The organism is Neorhizobium sp. DAR64862/K0K3 (assembly GCF_050500185.1).
GTDB classification, from domain to species: domain Bacteria; phylum Pseudomonadota; class Alphaproteobacteria; order Rhizobiales; family Rhizobiaceae; genus Neorhizobium; species Neorhizobium soli.
The window spans coordinates 317,426-334,801 of the sequence record NZ_CP191449.1 but is presented as its reverse complement, the minus strand read 5'-3'; the positions used below and the strand labels follow the sequence as shown (position 1 = coordinate 334,801).

General features: G+C 61.2%; 22 protein-coding genes. 13 read left to right on the top strand and 9 right to left on the bottom strand.

The window, feature by feature from the left end; genetic code table 11:
- Positions 1-21: 21 nt before the first annotated feature.
- From ACQY1L_RS01690 to ACQY1L_RS01675, 4 genes are all read left to right on the top strand, one after another.
- A complete protein-coding gene (locus ACQY1L_RS01690) occupies positions 22-267 on the top strand; it encodes a type II toxin-antitoxin system VapB family antitoxin (RefSeq protein ID WP_062461108.1) in 246 nt (81 codons plus the stop codon).
- A gap of 6 nt (positions 268-273) precedes the next feature.
- Positions 274-678 (top strand): type II toxin-antitoxin system VapC family toxin, encoded by a 405-nt coding sequence (locus tag ACQY1L_RS01685; RefSeq protein ID WP_430242354.1) that lies wholly within the window; start codon positions 274-276, stop codon positions 676-678.
- Positions 679-789: 111 nt separating this feature from the next.
- Positions 790-1,932: a CobW family GTP-binding protein gene (locus ACQY1L_RS01680; protein WP_430242352.1), complete on the top strand. Its 1,143-nt coding sequence runs from the start codon at positions 790-792 to the stop codon at positions 1,930-1,932.
- Positions 1,932-2,918, top strand: coding sequence for a WD40 repeat domain-containing protein (locus tag ACQY1L_RS01675; RefSeq protein WP_430242349.1), 987 nt, complete (start codon positions 1,932-1,934; stop codon positions 2,916-2,918). Before ACQY1L_RS01680 ends, ACQY1L_RS01675 begins: the two co-directional genes overlap by 1 nt.
- A 79-nt stretch (positions 2,919-2,997) precedes the next feature.
- Here the strand turns inward: ACQY1L_RS01675 and ACQY1L_RS01670 are convergent, their stop codons facing one another.
- The 3 genes from ACQY1L_RS01670 to odc2 all read right to left on the bottom strand — a co-directional run bounded on the left by ACQY1L_RS01670 (position 2,998) and on the right by odc2 (position 6,012).
- The gene (locus ACQY1L_RS01670) at positions 2,998-4,029 is read right to left on the bottom strand and encodes a serine hydrolase domain-containing protein (RefSeq protein ID WP_430242346.1); all 1,032 of its coding nucleotides are present in this window, start codon (positions 4,027-4,029) and stop codon (positions 2,998-3,000) included.
- 169 nt (positions 4,030-4,198) lie between these two features.
- Complete coding sequence (locus tag ACQY1L_RS01665) at positions 4,199-4,768, bottom strand: GNAT family N-acetyltransferase (protein WP_062461118.1); 570 nt, start codon at positions 4,766-4,768, stop codon at positions 4,199-4,201.
- Positions 4,769-4,878: 110 nt separating this feature from the next.
- A complete protein-coding gene (gene odc2, locus ACQY1L_RS01660) occupies positions 4,879-6,012 on the bottom strand; it encodes an ornithine/lysine decarboxylase (RefSeq protein WP_062461910.1) in 1,134 nt (377 codons plus the stop codon).
- Positions 6,013-6,565: 553 nt separating this feature from the next.
- Between odc2 and ACQY1L_RS01655 the strand changes: the two genes are divergently transcribed.
- From ACQY1L_RS01655 to ACQY1L_RS01635, 5 genes are all read left to right on the top strand, one after another.
- Positions 6,566-6,790 carry a hypothetical protein gene (locus tag ACQY1L_RS01655; protein ID WP_430242343.1) on the top strand — a complete coding sequence of 75 codons (225 nt, stop codon included), beginning with the start codon at positions 6,566-6,568 and terminating at the stop codon, positions 6,788-6,790.
- Complete coding sequence (locus ACQY1L_RS01650) at positions 6,787-6,987, top strand: type II toxin-antitoxin system PemK/MazF family toxin (protein ID WP_430242341.1); 201 nt, start codon at positions 6,787-6,789, stop codon at positions 6,985-6,987. The genes ACQY1L_RS01655 and ACQY1L_RS01650 overlap by 4 nt, the downstream gene beginning before the upstream one ends.
- Before the next feature lie 157 nt (positions 6,988-7,144).
- Positions 7,145-8,038 carry a LysR family transcriptional regulator gene (locus ACQY1L_RS01645; RefSeq protein ID WP_062461123.1) on the top strand — a complete coding sequence of 298 codons (894 nt, stop codon included), beginning with the start codon at positions 7,145-7,147 and terminating at the stop codon, positions 8,036-8,038.
- Between the two features lie 145 nt (positions 8,039-8,183).
- Positions 8,184-8,840 (top strand): DUF1007 family protein, encoded by a 657-nt coding sequence (locus ACQY1L_RS01640; protein WP_062582132.1) that lies wholly within the window; start codon positions 8,184-8,186, stop codon positions 8,838-8,840.
- A complete protein-coding gene (locus ACQY1L_RS01635; RefSeq protein WP_430242338.1) occupies positions 8,834-9,919 on the top strand; it encodes a nickel/cobalt transporter in 1,086 nt (361 codons plus the stop codon). Before ACQY1L_RS01640 ends, ACQY1L_RS01635 begins: the two co-directional genes overlap by 7 nt.
- A gap of 4 nt (positions 9,920-9,923) precedes the next feature.
- Here the strand turns inward: ACQY1L_RS01635 and ACQY1L_RS01630 are convergent, their stop codons facing one another.
- Positions 9,924-10,832 carry a LysR family transcriptional regulator gene (locus ACQY1L_RS01630; protein ID WP_430242335.1) on the bottom strand — a complete coding sequence of 303 codons (909 nt, stop codon included), beginning with the start codon at positions 10,830-10,832 and terminating at the stop codon, positions 9,924-9,926.
- 93 nt (positions 10,833-10,925) lie between these two features.
- Between ACQY1L_RS01630 and ACQY1L_RS01625 the strand changes: the two genes are divergently transcribed.
- Entirely contained in the window at positions 10,926-11,801 is an 876-nt protein-coding gene (locus ACQY1L_RS01625) for an aldo/keto reductase family oxidoreductase (protein ID WP_430242333.1), read from the top strand.
- Between the two features lie 88 nt (positions 11,802-11,889).
- Here the strand turns inward: ACQY1L_RS01625 and ACQY1L_RS01620 are convergent, their stop codons facing one another.
- The 5 genes from ACQY1L_RS01620 to ACQY1L_RS01600 form a co-directional block, all read right to left on the bottom strand.
- Positions 11,890-12,090: a hypothetical protein gene (locus tag ACQY1L_RS01620; protein ID WP_184654425.1), complete on the bottom strand. Its 201-nt coding sequence runs from the start codon at positions 12,088-12,090 to the stop codon at positions 11,890-11,892.
- Complete coding sequence (locus ACQY1L_RS01615; protein WP_430242331.1) at positions 12,087-12,782, bottom strand: GNAT family N-acetyltransferase; 696 nt, start codon at positions 12,780-12,782, stop codon at positions 12,087-12,089. The genes ACQY1L_RS01620 and ACQY1L_RS01615 overlap by 4 nt, the downstream gene beginning before the upstream one ends.
- Positions 12,783-12,895: 113 nt before the next feature.
- On the bottom strand, positions 12,896-13,279 hold the full coding sequence (locus ACQY1L_RS01610) for an ester cyclase (RefSeq protein WP_430242329.1): 384 nt from the start codon (positions 13,277-13,279) through the stop codon (positions 12,896-12,898).
- An 11-nt stretch (positions 13,280-13,290) separates the two neighbouring features.
- The gene (locus ACQY1L_RS01605; RefSeq protein ID WP_113167542.1) at positions 13,291-14,004 is read right to left on the bottom strand and encodes a tellurite resistance TerB family protein; all 714 of its coding nucleotides are present in this window, start codon (positions 14,002-14,004) and stop codon (positions 13,291-13,293) included.
- 98 nt (positions 14,005-14,102) lie between these two features.
- Complete coding sequence (locus tag ACQY1L_RS01600; protein WP_062582114.1) at positions 14,103-14,765, bottom strand: 2-dehydro-3-deoxy-phosphogluconate aldolase; 663 nt, start codon at positions 14,763-14,765, stop codon at positions 14,103-14,105.
- A gap of 217 nt (positions 14,766-14,982) precedes the next feature.
- On the opposite strand from ACQY1L_RS01600, the gene ACQY1L_RS01595 reads away from it, so the two are divergent.
- From ACQY1L_RS01595 to ACQY1L_RS01585, 3 genes are read left to right on the top strand one after another with little or no spacing between them, the layout of a single operon-like run.
- Positions 14,983-15,480, top strand: coding sequence for a CYTH domain-containing protein (locus ACQY1L_RS01595; protein ID WP_430242326.1), 498 nt, complete (start codon positions 14,983-14,985; stop codon positions 15,478-15,480).
- On the top strand, positions 15,455-16,363 hold the full coding sequence (locus ACQY1L_RS01590; RefSeq protein WP_430242324.1) for a CHAD domain-containing protein: 909 nt from the start codon (positions 15,455-15,457) through the stop codon (positions 16,361-16,363). The genes ACQY1L_RS01595 and ACQY1L_RS01590 overlap by 26 nt, the downstream gene beginning before the upstream one ends.
- Positions 16,364-16,418: 55 nt before the next feature.
- Entirely contained in the window at positions 16,419-17,363 is a 945-nt protein-coding gene (locus tag ACQY1L_RS01585; protein WP_113167548.1) for a rhodanese-related sulfurtransferase, read from the top strand.
- The last annotated feature ends 13 nt before the right edge of the window (positions 17,364-17,376 follow it).

Below are 17,376 nucleotides of genomic sequence, written 5' to 3'. Positions count from 1 at the left end.
CGCACACGAAGGTGGTGTCTCATGACCCTCAACATTAGCAGTGAAGAAGCTCAGGCACTTGCAAAAGAGCTCGCGCAGATAGATGGAACGACAATCACGCAAGCGGTGGTCACCGCACTGCGGGAAACCATCGACAAGCGCGCGCAGCAGGAGACGCCAGGCGAGACAGCCAGCCGCATCCTTGCAAAGCACGGGCTTTCCTTCAAACAGACTCGACCCGTGCCCCCAGCTTCCGCCTATCACGATCTCGACCACGACCTGGATTGATCGCACATGTTTGTCGATGCTTGTGCGATCGTATCGTTGATGGCTGGCGAAGATACCGCGGAAGCCTATGAAAGGGCGTTGGCAAAATCGACACTGCCATTCACGTCTCCTCTCGCTGCCTGGGAAGCAATTATCGTCCTTTCTCGGCCCGACCAATTAGACTGCGCCTACGGCCAGGCAGAAAGCGCTGTCATGGAATGGCTCGACGCGCGCGGCATTGATATCCGTGAGGCGGGCTCGCCGCGTGCGCTCTTAAGCTTTGCTGTCGCGGTGGCTCAGAAACATGGCATCGGTAAGCGGCACTTGAGCAACTTCGACTGTTTCCATTACGCGCATGCGAAAGTGGCCGGCGAGCCGCTTCTCACGCTCGACCAGCTTCTTCGGCAAACCGACGCGTCGACATTGCCTTGATGTGATCATATAACATTCAAAACCCCTTTGAACTCGCGCGGCCTTGCCCTTATATGAGGCCAACACGCTTCCGCGCTCCCCCGAGCGCTCCAGAACCCTTAGAGGTTTCCCATGACTGAAAACACCGCTCCCGTCGCTGCAAAGCCAATTCCTGTGACCGTGCTGACCGGCTATCTCGGCGCCGGCAAGACGACCTTGCTCAACCGCATCCTGTCGGAGAGCCACGGCAAGAAATACGCCGTGATCGTCAACGAATTCGGCGAAATCGGCATCGACAACGATCTGATCGTCGAGTCCGACGAAGAGATCTACGAGATGAACAACGGCTGCGTCTGCTGCACGGTTCGTGGCGACCTGATCCGTGTCGTCGAGGGCCTGATGCGCCGCCCGGGCCGCTTTGACGGCATTATCGTCGAGACGACGGGCCTGGCCGATCCGGTTCCTGTCGCCCAGACCTTCTTCATGGACGACGATGTTCGCGCAAAGACCGAACTCGACGCCGTCATCGCTCTGGTCGATGCCAAGCATCTGCCGCTGCGCCTCAAGGATTCCCGCGAGGCCGAAGACCAGATCGCGTTCGCCGACGTCGTTCTGATCAACAAGACCGATCTCGTGACGCCGGAAGAGCTGGCGATCGTCGAAGACGTGGTTCGCGCCATCAACCCGACTGCCCGTATCTACAACACCAGCCGTTCGGGGATCGATCTCGCCCGCGTGCTCGATCAGGGCGCCTTCAATCTGGAACGGGCGCTGGAAAACGATCCGCATTTCCTCGACCACGACCACGGAGACCATGTCTGCGGCCCCGATTGCGGTCACGACCATAGCCACGATCACCACGACCACGGGCATGACCATCACGCGCACGACCACGATCATCATGATCACAAGCATCATGACCACGGCCATCATGCGCATCACGATGCGATGTCGCCGATCCACGATATCACGGTGAAGTCTGTCTCCCTGCGCGGCGGCGAGATGAACCCGGATCGTTTCTTCCCGTGGATCCAGAAGATCACCCAGGCGGAAGGTCCGAACATCCTGCGCCTCAAGGGCATCATCGCCTTCAAGGGCGACGAGGAACGCTATGTCATCCAGGGCGTCCACATGATCGTCGAAGGCGATCACCAGCGTCCGTGGAAGGATGGCGAAAAGCGTGAAAGCCGCCTTGTCTTCATCGGCCGCGAGCTCGATTTCGACAAGATCCAGAAGAGCTTCATGGCTTGCCAGGCTGAGGTTGTTGTCGCCTGATGCCAACCGTTGCACCTCTTGATATCGACGGTCATGTCGTCGCGGCTCACTTTCTCGGCGATATCCCGATCTTTGCTACCGCAGCCGGCACCATTCACCGCCTCGACGGCGGTGAAAAGGTAACGGACGCGCATCATGGCCTGTTGACCTGTATCCGCGATCCCTTCAGCGCCACGCTATTGAGTGGCGGCGAAGACGGCCGGGTGCAGCGCATTTCCCATGACGGCACGGTCAGCACGATTTCGGAAACGCCGCGTAAGTGGATCTCCGTCGTCGCCGGTGGCCCTCAGGGTGCGGTCGCCTGGGCGCAAGGCAAGTCCAGTTTCGTGAAGCTCTCCGACGGCACCGTCAAGGAAGTGAAGGAAGAGCGCAGCGTCGAAGCGATCGCCTTCGCACCCAAGGGCCTGCGGATTGCGGCCGCACGTTATAACGGCGTATCCTTGCATTGGGTCGGCACCAACAGTCCGATGCAGGATCTCGACTGGAAGGGTGCCCATACCGGCGTCACCTTCTCGCCTGACGGCCGCTTCCTCGTGACCATGATGCAGGAAAACGCCCTGCACGGCTGGAAGCTCGACAGCAAGTCGGGCGAAAGCCGCCACATGCGCATGACCGGCTATCCGGCCAAGGTGAAATCGCTGTCCTGGTCGGTCAAGGGAAAGTGGCTCGCCTCCTCCGGCGCACCGGCCGCGATCGTCTGGCCGTTTTCGGCCAAGGACGGCCCGATGGGCAAGGCACCGATGGAACTCGGCACGCGCGCCAATATCATGGTGACGCAGGTGGCGTTTCATCCACTGGAAGAAGTGCTCGCCATCGGCTTTATCGACGGTATGATCCTCGGTGTGCGCATTGCCGACGGCAAGGAAGCACTGCTGCGCCGACCCGGTAAGGGCGCCATCACGGGCCTTAGCTGGAGCGCCAGCGGCAAGCTGCTCGCATTCTCGTCGGAAGCCGGCGATTGCGGCGTGATCGACATTTCTGGCTGAGCTGACAGTTCTATTTCCAATAAAACATGCGGGGCCTGCCCCGCATGCTAGTCCCCCATATCACGGCGGAGCTTGGCGCTTACGCCGACGCGACAGCGCCGATAATCTCGGCGAGAAGGTCGTGCAACTGGTCGCGGTAGCCGTTTCGGGCAGACGGACCGCTTTCCCTTGATGTCATCACCACGGTCATATCGAGCGACGGAACCACGTAGACCATCTGCCCGCCATAACCCCAACCGAACTTCACATCGTGTCCGCCCATCTCACGCAGAAACCATCCGTAGCCATAGCCATCGCCGGAAAAGCGCGAGTTCGTGCGCTGGGACCAGGACTGGTCGATCCAGCTCTGAGAGACCACCTGACGGCCGCTCTTGGTTTTCCCGCCGTTGCGGTAGAGATCGCCAAATGCCAGCAGGGACGCAGCCGTCATCGCCATCTGGTTGCCGCCGAGATAGATGCCCTGCGGATCGCGCTCCCAGGCCCCGATGCGAAACCCGTCGACCGGCTCCAGCCAGTCGCGCGCCAGCGTAAGCGTCGGCCGTTTGCCGACGCGGGTGAGGATGGCCGACAGAAGATGCGTGGAGGCCGTCGAATAGAGCATCTGACCGCCCGGCTCGCCGTCGAACGGTTCCGACAAGGCAAACCGCACCCAGTTGGAACTGGCCACCCAGCGCCCGTAATTCGGACCGGACATCCGAGACAGACCGGCCTGCATGGAGAGAAGATTGCCGATGGTGACCTCGGAGAGACGCGGATCCGCATCGCGCGGCAGATCGGCCTTCAGGATCGAGGCAATCTTCTGGTCCGGCCCTTCAAGCAGCTTGCGATCGATCGCGATGCCGACAAGGCAGGAGATGATCGATTTCGACGCCGACTTGATGTTGGTCGAGGCGTTGAGGCCGCTGCCGTTGAACGCTTCCCTCGCGATCGTCTCGCCCTTGCGCGACACCATCACGACCTTCAACGGCTCGAGGTCAGCCGCCCGGCCGAGCACGGCCTTCAGCGTCTGCGGCGCCTGCGCCACGCCAGTCCCGCCGGTTTGCTGCGCGAAGGCCCGCATGGATGTGAGGACGAAGGGAGTGGCAAGAAGAGCTGTGCGGCGTGTGATCATGGATGCCAATCTAGGTCGAGACCCGCACGCGACTATGGCCGAGCCCCGAGATTCACGCGAAGGTGACGGAGCGTGAGACCATTGCGCCACCCGTCGCCGGCCGGAAAACGAAAAACCCCGCCTCCTCTATAAGAAGACGGGGTCTATGGTTATTTCGATCAGCAGCGGCTCAGGCGAGCTTGCGCCCACTTGCAACGATCATGCCGGCTGCACCTTCGAGCCAACCGGCTTTCAGCTCCAGCGCCAGGAAGCGCGCACGGTCGCAGGGGCCGGGCATCACCAGATGCTGGGTCTTGCCACCGAAGAAGCCGAAGCGCTCGTAATAGGCGGCGTCACCGACCAGAAGCACGGCACCATGGCCACGATCATGCGCCTGGCCGATCGCCGCACGCATCAGAGCCGCACCGATGCCCTTGCCCTCATGCGACGAGCAGACGGCAAGCGGTCCAAGCAGAAGCGCGTCGATGGCGTTACCTTCTGGCGAAATGCCGGCCTCGATGTTCCACAGACGCACGGTGCCGATGACATGACCGTCCTCGTCGCGCGCAACGAGCGCCAGGCCTTCGGCCGGCACGCGGTTCTGGCGGATCTTTTCGGACGACTTCAAGCGTCGGTCGGCGCCCATGGCGCGATCGAGCAGAGTTTCACGAGCCACCACGTCGGCCGGAGTTTCGGCAGTGATGGTGAATGTGGACGCGGGCGCAAACAGCGCACGGACAGAATCAAGAACAGTGGCCATCTTGGCCTCCCGCACTTAAAACCGTTTCAAACGGTATCGGACGATCATTGTGAATTTGCGGCTCCCGTCTGGAGGTCGGGAACCGCGAAAGTAGAAAGGCTTGTAACGCCTTAGATGACGTAGGCCTTGAGCGGATCGAAGCCGTTGAACGCAACCGCCGAATAGGTGGTCGTGTAGGCGCCGGTGCCCTCGATCAGAACCTCGTCGCCGATCGAAAGCGAGATCGGCAGCGGGTACATGTTCTTCTCGTACATCACGTCGGCCGAATCGCAGGTCGGGCCGGCCAGAACGCAAGGCTCCATCGCGTCGCCGTCGCGCTCGGTGCGGATCGGGTAACGGATAGCCTCGTCCATGGTTTCGGCGAGACCACCGAACTTGCCGATGTCGAGGAAGACCCAACGGTGGTTGTCGTTGTCCGACTTCTTCGACACGAGAACGACTTCAGCCTTGATAACGCCTGCATTGCCGACCATGCCGCGACCCGGCTCGATGATCGTCTTCGGCAGGTTGTTGCCGAAATGCTTGCGCAGCGAAGCAAAGATCGCCTGGCCGTATTCTTCTGCCTTCGGCACGTCGCGCAGATACTTGGTCGGGAAACCGCCGCCCATGTTGACCATCTGCAGAACGATACCCTGCTTTGCGAGCTGGCTGAACACGCGCTTGGCATCGGCCAGAGCCGCATCCCAGGCATCGACCTTCGTCATCTGCGAACCGACATGGAACGAGACGCCGTAGCTTTCGAGACCAAGCTGGTGTGCGTAGACGAGAACGTCGACGGCCATCTGCGGCACGCAGCCGAACTTGCGCGACAGCGGCCATTCGGCGCCTTCGCCATCTGTCAGCACGCGGCAGAACACCTTTGCACCGGGAGCTGCACGGGAAATCTTTTCGACTTCCTCATGGCTGTCGACGGCATAGAGGCCAACGCCGAGCGCGAAAGCACGCGCAATGTCGCGTTCCTTCTTGATCGTGTTGCCGAACGAGATGCGCGATGCGTTTGCACCGGCATCGAGTGCCATCTGGATTTCGGCGACGGAGGCGCAGTCGAAGTTGGAACCCATCGAAGCAAGAAGCTTGAGGATTGCCGGCTCGGGATTGGCCTTCACGGCGTAGTAGATCGCGCTGTCCGGCAGGGCATGACGGAAGGCGTTGAAATTGTCGCGCACGACATCGAGATCGACCACGAGGTAGGGACCATCGGGACGCTGGGTCTTGATGAAGTCGAGGATGCGGGCAGTGGTCATGGTCAATCCCTTCCAAATCTCAAAGGCTCCGGCTTGCGAACCGGAGGACAAAGGACGGATGAACATGCGCCAGGATCCAGTCGGTGGAGACACCGGTTCCCTGACACGCTCAAACGCGCGGTAAGTGGATCAACGTTCTGCCAAGAACGAAAATCCGGCTTTGTCTGCCATGGATTGGAGGGAGGTCCCTACCGCACTTCCGGCAATGATGGTGTGCCTCTTCAGTAACCCCGGCTGTTGGAAAGCCGGGAGAGAACAAAAAGGCCCGCACCGTCGTTGCTTTAGATGTCCTCGCATTTCCCGGATGGCCGGAATAGCGACTGGAGGGGTTAGTTCCAGGTACCTTACCGATGACCTCACCAAATAGAGGGTCGGCGGACACCCACGGGCACGTGCGACTTTGGGCTGCACGGGAGATAAGAATATTCGCGGTCATAATCAAGCGGTATTTTGGGCCGGGGGGAAAATAATCAAAAGGCAGCCCCCGGTAGAATTTCCGCGAGGGCACGCGCACGATTCGACTGGTGAAACAGGCCAGCGTTGAAGATACTGGATGCCGACGGTTAGGAAGCAGACCACACATGGATCACCGTCCTCAACGGTGATCTCGCCTGAAATTCGGGAGCAGCTTCTGGAGCTGAAAAGCCCCGAGGCCCAGGCTCGGCTGGCAGCCGTGATCGCAAGCCTTGGTCCGGAAGAGGAACGTGAGATCCTCGAATGGATGGAGAGGGTTGCGGATTGGAATGAGGACGAGCCAGGCGGGACGCGGCAAGAATGAAACGAGGCGACATCGTCACCGTTTCCATCTCCGGCGACTACGGGAAGCCGCGCCCGGCCATCGTGATCCAGACGAACGATTTGTCCGATACCTGTCCTTCGGTCGTCGTCTGCCCGATGACATCGACACGTCTTGATCTCGACTTCGGCATCCTTGTCGAACCCGATCCGGAAAATGGCCTGCGGCATCCGTCATAGGTCATGACGGACAAGTTCATCGGCGTCGCTTGCTTGAAATTGGCAGCAGATCGGCGCCGTCAGCCAGAAAGACATGCGTCGGCTCAGCACAGCGCTTGTATTTCTGCTTTCCCTGGCGGAGACAGAAGACTTCTGAGATCGGGAGCACCCTTCGCCCATGGACACACTCACCCGCATGCGCGCCTTCATCGACGTGGTCGAGGCCGAGGGCTTTTCGGCCGCCGCCCGTCGCACCGGCCGTTCCAAGGCGCTGCTGTCGAAATATGTCCGCGAACTGGAAGACGATCTCGGCGCGCTTCTTCTCAACCGCACCACCCGCCAGTTCTCGATGACGGAGGCGGGCCACACCTATTATCGCACCGCTGCCGATATCCTGAAGGAGATCGACAATCTCGCGGACCTCGTGCGCGAGAACAATGCCGACCTCAAGGGCCGCCTTCGCATCTCCGTGCCGCGCACCTTCATCGATGCGGATGTCGGCCAGTCGTTCATCGATTTCGCCAAGGCGCATCCGGACGTCCAGTTGGAAATCGTCGCCGATGACCGGTTTGTCGACCTGATCGAGGAAAATTTCGACCTGGCGATCCGAATCACCCGGCTGGAGGATTCCGGCCTGATCGCCAAGAAGCTTGCCGATTTCCGGGTCCATGCGGTCGCGACGCCCGATGTCGTGGCGCAATACGGGCCCCTCACGCATCCGCAGCAGCTGAACAAGGTGCCGTTCATTATCGACACCAATTCGCGCTGGCACAACAATATCCGCTTCGTCGATCCTGATGGCTCGATGATTTCAGTCGCGGTCTCGGGCCCGATCGAGGTCAACAGCCCGCAGGCAACCTTGCGCGCGGCCCGCGCCGGTCTCGGCGTCGCGATCATTCCCGACTTCGTCGCCATGGCCTCGATCCAGTCGGGCGAACTCGTCAATCTGTTCGACGAATACATCACCCGTGAACGCGGCATCTATGCGGTCTATCCGCATCGCCGTTACCTCCCGGCCAAGGTGAGAAGCTTCGTGGATTTCCTCGCCAACTGGTTCCGCCAGCCGCGCTGACCTGTAATGCTGTAACGCCGCAGTCGAAATTCCGTCCCATTTCGGGGCCAGACCACAGCTTGCGGACGGACGAACGACACCCCTTTTGATTTGGCGCAGGTCCGGACGCAATGCCGCTGCGCAACTATGCTGGACCTGCTCGGATATGCGAAACAGACTTGCGACAATTCTGACGGCAGCGGCCCTGGCTGCACCCCTGGCCGTTCCCGCACCGGCTCTTGCCCATCCGCATATCTTCGCCGAGGCGCGGCTGGAAATTGTCGCAGGCGCCGATGGCACCGTGCAGGAACTGCGCAATGTCTGGCGCTTCGATGAAGTGTTCTCCTCGAGCGTCATCCTGGATTTCGACAAGAACGGCGATCTCAAGCTCGATCCGCATGAACTCGCCGAACTCGGCGAAACCATCCGCACCTCGCTTGCCGACTACCACTACTTCTCCACCGTGACGCTGGATGGCGCACAGATCGGCATCCAGAAGCCGGACGTCTTTCACACCACGATGCAGGACAAGCAGTTGATGCTGATCTTTGCGGTGAAGCCTGAAAAGCCGGTCCCTCTCAAGGGCAAGCTCACCTTCGGCATCTACGACCCCACCATGTACACGGCGATCGACTTCCCCACCGACAAGGATCTGGTGCTGAAGGGTGCGGGCTTCGAGAAGTGCCAGCACAAGGTCGTACGGCCCGATCCAGACGACGTGATTTCGCAAAACAGCGCGTCTCTGACTGATGCTTTCTTCAACGATCCGACGGGGACCGACATGACCAAGCTCTTTGCCACCCGCATGGAAGTGACATGCTGAGGAAAGCGTCGACCGGCCTGCTGTTTGCCGCTCTCGCGGCGGCGCTGGTCGCCACCGCCGCCCACGCCCAGTCGCCGCTCGGCGTCGGTGCAGCAGAACCCTCCTTCTCGGTAGGCGGGCCGCTCGCCCCCTTTTTCCAGTGGATCAACGCCTACCAGCAGGGCTTCTACCGCTCTCTGACCGGCGCACTGCGGGCGATGCGCGAGGATCCGTCTGCACTTGTCGGCCTGATCGGCCTGTCTTTTGCCTATGGCGTCTTCCACGCCGCCGGCCCCGGCCACGGCAAGGCGGTGATTTCCTCCTACATGATCGCCAACGAAGTCGAACTGCGCCGCGGCGTCACGATCTCCTTCATCTCCGCGCTTTTGCAGGGCCTGGTGGCGATCCTCGTGGTCGGCGCTGCCTTCGTCTTGCTCCGCGGCACCGGCATCACCATGACCCAGGCCACCTGGACCATGGAGGTTGCAAGCTTTGCCATGGTCTCCCTGTTCGGCGCCTGGCTTTTGGTCAAGAAGATCCGGGCACTCCGTATGCGGGTCGTGCGCGCTCCAGACCGCGGCCGGACAGCGGCAGCGACGACTTCAGCCGGCGGATCGACCGCCATGCTGTTCGACGGCTCTTCCAACGGACGACGCGCGACCGGTCTCAAATTCCAGGCAGTCGAGATCGACGACCACGCATTTCAGGGAGACAGCGACACCTGCGAGGCCTGCGGCATCAGCCACATGCCGGACCCGTCGACGCTCGGCGCCCGCAACTTCAACCTCAAGGAAGCCTGGTCGGCGATTATCGCCGTTGGACTTCGTCCCTGTTCGGGCGCCATTCTTGTCATGAGCTTCTCGCTTCTGAACGGGCTTTACCTTGGCGGCGTGCTGTCTGTCCTCGCCATGTCGATCGGCACGGCGATCACGGTGACGATCCTTGCAACGCTAGCCGTCGGCGCCAAGGATATCGCGCTGAAATTCGCAGGCCCCGGCTCGCGCAGCGGACGACGCATCGGCCATGCGATCGAGATCGGCGGCGCCCTGTTCATCCTGCTGATCGGCCTTTCCCTGCTCGGCGCCTCGCTGCAGGGCTGAACGCTCAACCCGGCTGCGGCATCGCCTTGATAAAATCGATGAAGGTGCGCAGCGGAGCCGGTACCAGTCGTCGCCCGGGATAATAGAGAAACGGCCCTGAGAATGAGGGCCACCACGGCTCGAGCACCGGTTCCAGCGCACCACTGTCAAAATGCGGCTTCAGCCAGTCCTCGAACAGCGCGACGATACCGGTGCCGGCAATCGCCGCGTCCACACCGAGATCGGACCCGCCACCCGCCTGCACGATCAGCTGCGCCGGCGGATCCACCACCACCTCCTCGCCATAGCGTTCGAACTCCCAGGGCGTGACCGGACGGTCCCTGAACCGGCTCCGGATGCAGGAATGCGCCAACAGATCGCGCGGATGGTCCGGATAGCCCCGCGCGGCAAGATAGGCCGGCGATGCCGCGAGCGCGAAACGCTGCACGCGCGGACCGATCGGCACGGCGATCATGTCCTGCTCCAGCCGTTCGTCATAGCGAATGCCGGCATCGCAGCCGGCAGCGATGATATCGACGAAGCTCTCGTCAGTCATGATGTCGAGACGGATATCCGGATAGGCCGCCAGAAACGCCGGCACGATCTGCGGCAGGACAATCCGCGCCGCACTGGCCGGCACATTCAGCGTCAACAGCCCGGCCTGCCGGCCCCGAAACCCGGCCGCCATGTCGAGCGCCGCTTCCATTTCCGATAGCGCCGGTCCCAGCCGGTCGAGCAGCGCCCTCCCCGCTTCCGTCGGCGTCACGCTGCGGGTCGTGCGGTTGAGAAGCCGGACGCCGATCTTCTCCTCCAGACGACGAACCGCGTCGCTCAATCCCGAAGCGCTGCCACCGGTCAGCCGGGCCGCATCGCGGAACCCTCTGGTCCTCGCCACCGCGACGAATGCTCCGAGATCACCAGCGTCGTATTTCATTGTCCGCCCTGCCGTACAGCCCGTTCGAATTGTAACCGATTATCGCGCGGGCTGGATAGCCCTATCTCTGCCTCACCGATAGGGAGTAAAACCATGACCAATCTTGAAAAAGCCGGCACCTATAAACTCGGCGACCGCGCCGTAAAGCGTCTCGGCTACGGCGCCATGCAGCTAGCCGGCAAGGGCGTGTTCGGCCCGCCGAAAGACCGCGCGGAAGCCGTTGCGGTGCTGCGCGAGGCCATCGAAGCCGGCGTCGACCATATCGACACCAGCGACTTCTACGGTCCGCATATTACGAACGAGATCATCCGCGAAGCGCTGCATCCCTATAGCGACGATCTCGTCATCGTCACCAAGGTCGGCGCCATCAGGGGCGACGACGCATCGTGGAACCCGGCCTTTTCGAAAAAAGCACTCACGAAGGCCGTCCACGATAACCTCAGGAACCTCGGTCTCGATGCGATGGAGGTGGTCAACCTACGCTCCATGCTGGATGTCCATGGCCCGGCCGAAGGCTCGCTCGAAGAACCGCTGACGATCCTTGCCGAACTCCAGCGCGAGGGCCTCATCAAGCATATCGGCCTGTCGAACGTGACGCGAAAGCAGGTTGAGGATGGCCGCAAGATCACCGAGATCGTCTGCGTCCAGAACCAGTACAATCTCGCGCACCGCGACGACGATGACCTCATCGATCATCTGGCGGCAGAAGGCACGGCCTACGTCCCCTTCTTCCCCCTCGGCGGCTTCTCGCCCCTGCAATCGTCGACGCTGTCGGATGTTGCGGCAAGGCTTGATGCAACGCCGATGCAGGTGGCACTTGCATGGCTGCTGAAGCGCTCGCCGAACATCCTGCTGATCCCGGGCACGTCGTCGCGCGGGCACCTGCGCGAAAACCTCGCCGTCGCAGACATCGAACTGCCGGAAGATGTGATGGCGGAGCTGGAAGCGATCGGCGCCAAACCGGCTTAAGGGCGAGCGGCTAGCTTTCCACACTCATCCCTGTGACAGGCACAGGGATGAGAACGTCTTCACGCTTGCGCCCGACCATACCCTGCAATTACTTCCGCCGCTGATACCTTGCTCGCAGCCAGAAGATCAGGAAGAAGCCGAGAACCAGCAGCGCGCCGACGAAAAACGCCAGCAGCGGCGAGTAATTGCCGATCCACAGCACGATGGTCGGCATGAGATAGATGACCAGCGCCGCGCCGAAGAGAATGGCGGCAGCAGCGATTGCCTGTGATTTCGCTTCTGGCGTCATGTGGTTTTTCCGCCGGCAAATTCGGCCCTCAGATCTTCCAGCCGCTTTTTCTGCCGGCCGTCTTCATCGAAATTGTCGGGCGAGAGCCAGGCCTCGAACCCTGCCTTGATCCCCGGCCACTCACTGTCAATCATCGAGAACCAGGCCGTATCGCGGTTGGCACCGCGCGAGATGATGTGCTGCCGGAACACGCCTTCGAAGGTAAAGCCGTAACGCAGCGCGGTCACCTTGGAAGGCTCGTTCTCGTTGTGGCATTTCCATTCGTAGCGACGATAATCGAGCGTATCGAACACGTGGCGAGCCATCAGGTAATGCAGCTCCGTCGACATCGGCGACCGCTTCATCGCAACGCCGTGCGCGACGGACCCCACCTCGATCACACCGTTTTTCGGGTCCGGCCGCATATAGCTCGCCATGCCGACAACCGCGCCAGAGGCGTTTTCACGCGCAACCAGCGTTACGAAGCCGAGGTTCGCATTCACATTGTCCAGCCACGCGCCGAACTCTTCGGCGGTCGAATATTGATCGTTCGGAAAATAGCGGATCAGCTCGTTGATCCCCTCGGCACCGCCCAGCGCCCCCCAGAGATCAGCCAGATGCTTTTCACGGTCATAGGGCTCGAGCGTCACAAACCGTCCGGTCAGGGTGACGGGGCTGGGGGCGGAAACTTTGTAATTGGAAAGATCGCGCATTCGGGCAGGTCCAGCAAGATGCGCAGCGGCTGCGTCGCAACCGCTGCAGATGAGGCATCAAGGCTTAGGCCAGCACCTGTCGAAAGGCAACCGGCGGAGACGATCGATGGAGCTCACAGCTGCGCTTCGATGGCGGCCTTGTCGACTATCGACCAGACCTGCACGATCTTGCCGTCGCGGAACCGATAAAAGACGTTTTCACTAAACGACACCCGGCGCCCATTGACCGGAAGCCCGAGAAAATCGGCCCGAGGCGAGCACTCGAACAGCAACCGGCTGGCCACATGCGGCGGATCGACGACCAGCAGATCAATGCTGAAGCGAAGGTCGGGAATATCGCTGAAATTTCCGACGAGCATGTCGCGGTAGCCGGACAGCCCGAGCGGCCGGTCGTTATGGATGACATCGTCATCCACAAACTGCCCGAGCCGCCCCCAGTCCTGCCGGTTCAGGCAATGGATGTAATCGCGGTAGATGTCACCGAGATCGTTACCCATGTTCTCGCCCTTTAAGCGGGCACTTTTGCCGCGGTGACCGTCGCATCGATGTGCTCGAGCAAGGCATCGGGCAGGCCGAGGCGTCCGGCGAGAAGATCGAGGTAACCGCGCTCGGCCCGCGTATCCGGATCGATCGTCATGCGGGTGGCGGTATAGAGCTCCACCTTCTGCTCCTCCGTGCGGGCAGCAGCGACCAGATCGTCGATATCGACAGGGTTGGCAAGCTCGTCGCGGATAAAGGCTTCCGCCTCGTCGCCGAGATCGACTTCATGCACCTTGTTCATGATGTTGGCCCGCTCGGCCGCATCGATATGACCGTCTGCCTTGGCGGCGGCGATCATGGCGCGCACCAGGGTCAGGGCAAAATCGTTGGTAAGCTCAGGCGACTGCAGCGAAAACGGGCTGTCCGGCGGCGGCAGCGCGATCGGCTCGGCAGCAGACGGAGCCGGCTGCAGCGCTGCCTGCGGCGACTGGCCGGATTTGTAATTCTTGTAGGCGAGATAGCCGAGACCCGCGACAGCTGCGATGCCACCCACCGTCACCACATTGCCTGCAATCTTGCGGCCGGTCTTGGTGCCGAGAAGTGCTGCGGCAATGCCGGCAGACTTCAACGGATTGTTCTTCGCCATATCGCCGAACTGCCCAGCCCGGCCCTTCACGCTTCCCGAAAGACCGGGAACCTGCGAGCCCAGGAACTGGTCAAGAAGCTTCTTTGCGTCGAACATCCGTATCTCCTACTGTTGAATTCGAACACGGAGATAGGAACGGCAACACAGGAAAACAATTTTCCCGCGCTGCCGATAACGAAAATGTCAGAACGGATTTAAGCCCTGAGCGCGAAAGCCTCGGAGGCGAGCTTGGTGATCGCGGCCCAGTCGCCGGCTGCGACGAGTTCCTTCGGGGCTACCCAGGAACCGCCGACGCAGATGACGTTGGGGAGCGACAGGTAGTCGTTGGCATTCTTCAGCGAAATGCCGCCGGTCGGGCAAAACAGCGTGCCTGCGAGTGGCGACGACAGGGCCTTCAGATAGGCGGCGCCACCGGCCTGTTCGGCAGGAAAGAACTTCATCACGTTGTAACCGGCTTCCCGGAGCGTCATCACTTCGCTGGCAGTCGCTGCACCCGGCAAAAGCGGAACCGGCGAATCCTTGGCGGCCGACAGCACGCCCGGAGAAACGCCCGGCGACACGATAAAGGTGGAGCCCGCCTTCACGGCGGCTTCCCAGTCTTTCGCGTTGAGGATCGTGCCGGCACCGACATTGGCGCCTTCGACTTCGGCTGCAACCGCCTTCACGGCGTCGAGCGCTGCCGGCGTGCGCATGGTGATCTCGATTGCCCGAAGCCCGCCGGCGACCAGCGCCCGCGCAAGCCCGACAGCAGACTTCGCATCGTCAACGATCAGCACCGGAACGACGGGCTGCAATTTCAGGATGGTCAGCAGCTTTTCAGTCTTGCTTGGGTTCTGGCCCGGATTCTGGTCAGCCATGAAGAACACTCCCTAAAACGATTGAAATCCCTTGCCCGGAAATAACGGTCGATCACGTCATTGTCGAGGACAAATCCCCCGATCGACGCAACCTATCGCCCCTTACGTGCTTCTCTTGAGGACCCGGCCGAAGCACCGCTTTACCATGCTCTTGCCGATACTCTTGCCCTTGTGCATCTTTGCGCTACGGTACATCTCAACAACCAAGACGGGACCTATGGGACAGGAAATCGAGCGCAAGTATCTGGTCAAGAACGATGCCTGGCGGCACGAGATCGCATCCTCCTCGCGGTTCCTTCAGGCCTATATCGCCGTGGCCGACGATCGCTCGGTTCGCGTCCGTATCATGGATGACGAGAAGGCCAAGCTGACCATCAAGATCGGCTCGGAGATGTTCTCGCGCTCGGAGTTCGAATACGAAATCCCGCTGGCCGATGCCAAGGACATGGCTGAGGGCGCGACCGGCATCGTGCTCGACAAGACCCGCTTCAATGTCGAGCATCAGGGCTATACCTGGGAAGTGGATGTCTATGAGGGCGTCTATAACGGCCTGGTTGTCGCCGAGGTCGAACTTCAAAGCGAAACCGATAATCCGCCGATACCGGACTGGATCGGTGACGACGTCACCGGTGATCGCCGCTATTCCAACGCCGTCATGGCCAACCAGGATCTGAGCAGGGAGCTTCTCGATGGCCTACCACCTGCGACCCGATAAGCCGTTTACCGCCGAATTCGTTGCGGTTGCCGAGCAGCAGCTGTCGAAGGCGGTCCGCTATCTCGCCGACAAGCCCGATGGGGCTCACACGGCGATCCACGATGCGCGCAAGCGGTTCAAGCGCGTGCGGGCGCTGTACCGCCTGATCCAGCCGGATGCCAAGGAATTCAGAAGCCGGGAAAACACCCGGATCGGCGACATGGCCCGCAGCCTCTCTGCCGTGCGCGATGCAACGGCACTTGTCGAAACGGTCGATTATCTCGCCGGCCAGTCCACCCTGCCGGAAGAACAGGCAGCCCTTGCATTTGCCCGCGACGCTCTTTCCAAACGCCGCGACGAGATTGCCAAGCACCAGGAAGACTTGCCCGCCCGCATGGCGACGGCGGTGATCATCTGCCACGAAGCCATCGACGCATTGCACGGCCTCTCCCTCGACGACCGGCCGGAAAAGACCGCCAACCGGCTTGCCAAGGTCTGGAAGAAACAGCGCCTGCAGGCGCTTGCCGCGATCAAGGAATGCGAGGGCAATGCCCATGCCGAGGCATTCCACGAACTGCGCAAGAGCGGCCAGACCTACTGGATGCATCTTGCCCTCCTGCGCGACATCTGGCCGTCGGCGATGCGCGCCAAACAGGCCGAGGCGAAATCACTGGTCGATCTTTTAGGTCACGAGCACGATCTTTCCGTTCTCTCGGGCCTCGTCAACGAAAGCCCCGACCTGTTCGGCGACAGCGACACGCTGGCGCGGCTACTCGCCGCCATCATCGCCCGCCAGCAGGCACTCCGGAAAGAAGCACTGCCGATCGCCCAATCGGTGTTTTCCGACAGTGCCGCCACGGAAAGCAAGCTTGTCGCACTCCTCTGGAAACACGCGGCGTCGTGACGACGACGACGCCCGATCCATTGCGCAACAGCGCATCTGGTTGTATGGGACCGGCATGACCGAAAGCCACCTTCTCCCCCGCCCCGAAGCCACGGGCGCATTTCTCGTTGCCGCGCTCTATCACTTTGCGCGGTTCGAACGTTTTGCGGATTTCCAGACGCCGCTGCAGGCCTTCTGCGACGCGCGCGGCATCAAAGGCACGCTGCTGATCGCGCGCGAAGGCATCAACGGTACGGTGGCGGGTTCCGACAGTGACATCGCCGAGCTTCTGACATTTCTGCGCGCCCAGCCCGAATTCACCAGTCTGGAGCACAAGGAAAGCCGCGCATCGAAAATGCCCTTCGTGCGCATGAAGGTAAAGCTCAAGAAGGAAATCGTCACGATGGGGGTCGAGGATATCGATCCCAACAGAATCGTCGGCACCTATGTCGAGGCCAAGGACTGGAACGCGCTGATCTCGGATCCCGAGACCATCGTCATCGATACCCGCAACGATTACGAGACCGCGATCGGGATTTTCAAGGGCGCAGTCGACCCCAACACCAAGACGTTTCGCGAATTCCCGGACTGGGTGAAGAACAATACCGGCCTGCACAACAAGCCAAAGATCGCCATGTACTGCACCGGCGGCATCCGCTGCGAAAAGGCGACAGCCTTCATGAAGCAGCAGGGTTTCGAGGACGTCTACCACCTGAAGGGCGGCATCCTGAAATATCTCGAACAGGTGCCGGAAGAAGAAAGCCTCTGGGAAGGCGCGTGTTTCGTGTTCGACGAGCGCGTCTCCGTTGAGCACGGCCTGAAGGAAGGCAACCACAAGCTCTGCCACGCCTGCCGCAACCCGATCACCGCCGAAGAGATCACCTCGCCCAAGTATGAGGAAGGCGTCTCCTGTTCCCATTGCTACGACAGCCGCACCGAGGAAGACCGGTTGCGCTACCGTCAGCGGCAGCTCCAGATCGCCCTCGCCAAACAGCGCGGCGTCAAGCATATCGGCAGCTAAAGCGTCCACGAGA

What these genes read in the sequence shown, in the direction of transcription:
- ACQY1L_RS01630 (WP_430242335.1), bottom strand. Translation starts at nt 10,832, where the DNA reads ATGAAATACGACGCTGGTGATCTCGGAGCATTCGTCGCGGTGGCGAGG.
- ACQY1L_RS01615 (WP_430242331.1), bottom strand. Translation starts at nt 12,782, where the DNA reads ATGCGCGATCTTTCCAATTACAAAGTTTCCGCCCCCAGCCCCGTCACC.
- ACQY1L_RS01600 (WP_062582114.1), bottom strand. Translation starts at nt 14,765, where the DNA reads ATGGCTGACCAGAATCCGGGCCAGAACCCAAGCAAGACTGAAAAGCTG.
- ACQY1L_RS01685 (WP_430242354.1), top strand. Translation starts at nt 274, where the DNA reads ATGTTTGTCGATGCTTGTGCGATCGTATCGTTGATGGCTGGCGAAGAT.
- ACQY1L_RS01675 (WP_430242349.1), top strand. Translation starts at nt 1,932, where the DNA reads ATGCCAACCGTTGCACCTCTTGATATCGACGGTCATGTCGTCGCGGCT.
- ACQY1L_RS01640 (WP_062582132.1), top strand. Translation starts at nt 8,184, where the DNA reads ATGCGAAACAGACTTGCGACAATTCTGACGGCAGCGGCCCTGGCTGCA.
- ACQY1L_RS01690 (WP_062461108.1), top strand. Translation starts at nt 22, where the DNA reads ATGACCCTCAACATTAGCAGTGAAGAAGCTCAGGCACTTGCAAAAGAG.
- ACQY1L_RS01680 (WP_430242352.1), top strand. Translation starts at nt 790, where the DNA reads ATGACTGAAAACACCGCTCCCGTCGCTGCAAAGCCAATTCCTGTGACC.
- ACQY1L_RS01595 (WP_430242326.1), top strand. Translation starts at nt 14,983, where the DNA reads ATGGGACAGGAAATCGAGCGCAAGTATCTGGTCAAGAACGATGCCTGG.
- ACQY1L_RS01605 (WP_113167542.1), bottom strand. Translation starts at nt 14,004, where the DNA reads ATGTTCGACGCAAAGAAGCTTCTTGACCAGTTCCTGGGCTCGCAGGTT.
- ACQY1L_RS01650 (WP_430242341.1), top strand. Translation starts at nt 6,787, where the DNA reads ATGAAACGAGGCGACATCGTCACCGTTTCCATCTCCGGCGACTACGGG.
- ACQY1L_RS01620 (WP_184654425.1), bottom strand. Translation starts at nt 12,090, where the DNA reads ATGACGCCAGAAGCGAAATCACAGGCAATCGCTGCTGCCGCCATTCTC.
- ACQY1L_RS01625 (WP_430242333.1), top strand. Translation starts at nt 10,926, where the DNA reads ATGACCAATCTTGAAAAAGCCGGCACCTATAAACTCGGCGACCGCGCC.
- ACQY1L_RS01635 (WP_430242338.1), top strand. Translation starts at nt 8,834, where the DNA reads ATGCTGAGGAAAGCGTCGACCGGCCTGCTGTTTGCCGCTCTCGCGGCG.
- ACQY1L_RS01655 (WP_430242343.1), top strand. Translation starts at nt 6,566, where the DNA reads ATGCCGACGGTTAGGAAGCAGACCACACATGGATCACCGTCCTCAACG.
- ACQY1L_RS01610 (WP_430242329.1), bottom strand. Translation starts at nt 13,279, where the DNA reads ATGGGTAACGATCTCGGTGACATCTACCGCGATTACATCCATTGCCTG.
- ACQY1L_RS01585 (WP_113167548.1), top strand. Translation starts at nt 16,419, where the DNA reads ATGACCGAAAGCCACCTTCTCCCCCGCCCCGAAGCCACGGGCGCATTT.
- ACQY1L_RS01665 (WP_062461118.1), bottom strand. Translation starts at nt 4,768, where the DNA reads ATGGCCACTGTTCTTGATTCTGTCCGTGCGCTGTTTGCGCCCGCGTCC.
- ACQY1L_RS01590 (WP_430242324.1), top strand. Translation starts at nt 15,455, where the DNA reads ATGGCCTACCACCTGCGACCCGATAAGCCGTTTACCGCCGAATTCGTT.
- ACQY1L_RS01645 (WP_062461123.1), top strand. Translation starts at nt 7,145, where the DNA reads ATGGACACACTCACCCGCATGCGCGCCTTCATCGACGTGGTCGAGGCC.
- odc2 (WP_062461910.1), bottom strand. Translation starts at nt 6,012, where the DNA reads ATGACCACTGCCCGCATCCTCGACTTCATCAAGACCCAGCGTCCCGAT.
- ACQY1L_RS01670 (WP_430242346.1), bottom strand. Translation starts at nt 4,029, where the DNA reads ATGATCACACGCCGCACAGCTCTTCTTGCCACTCCCTTCGTCCTCACA.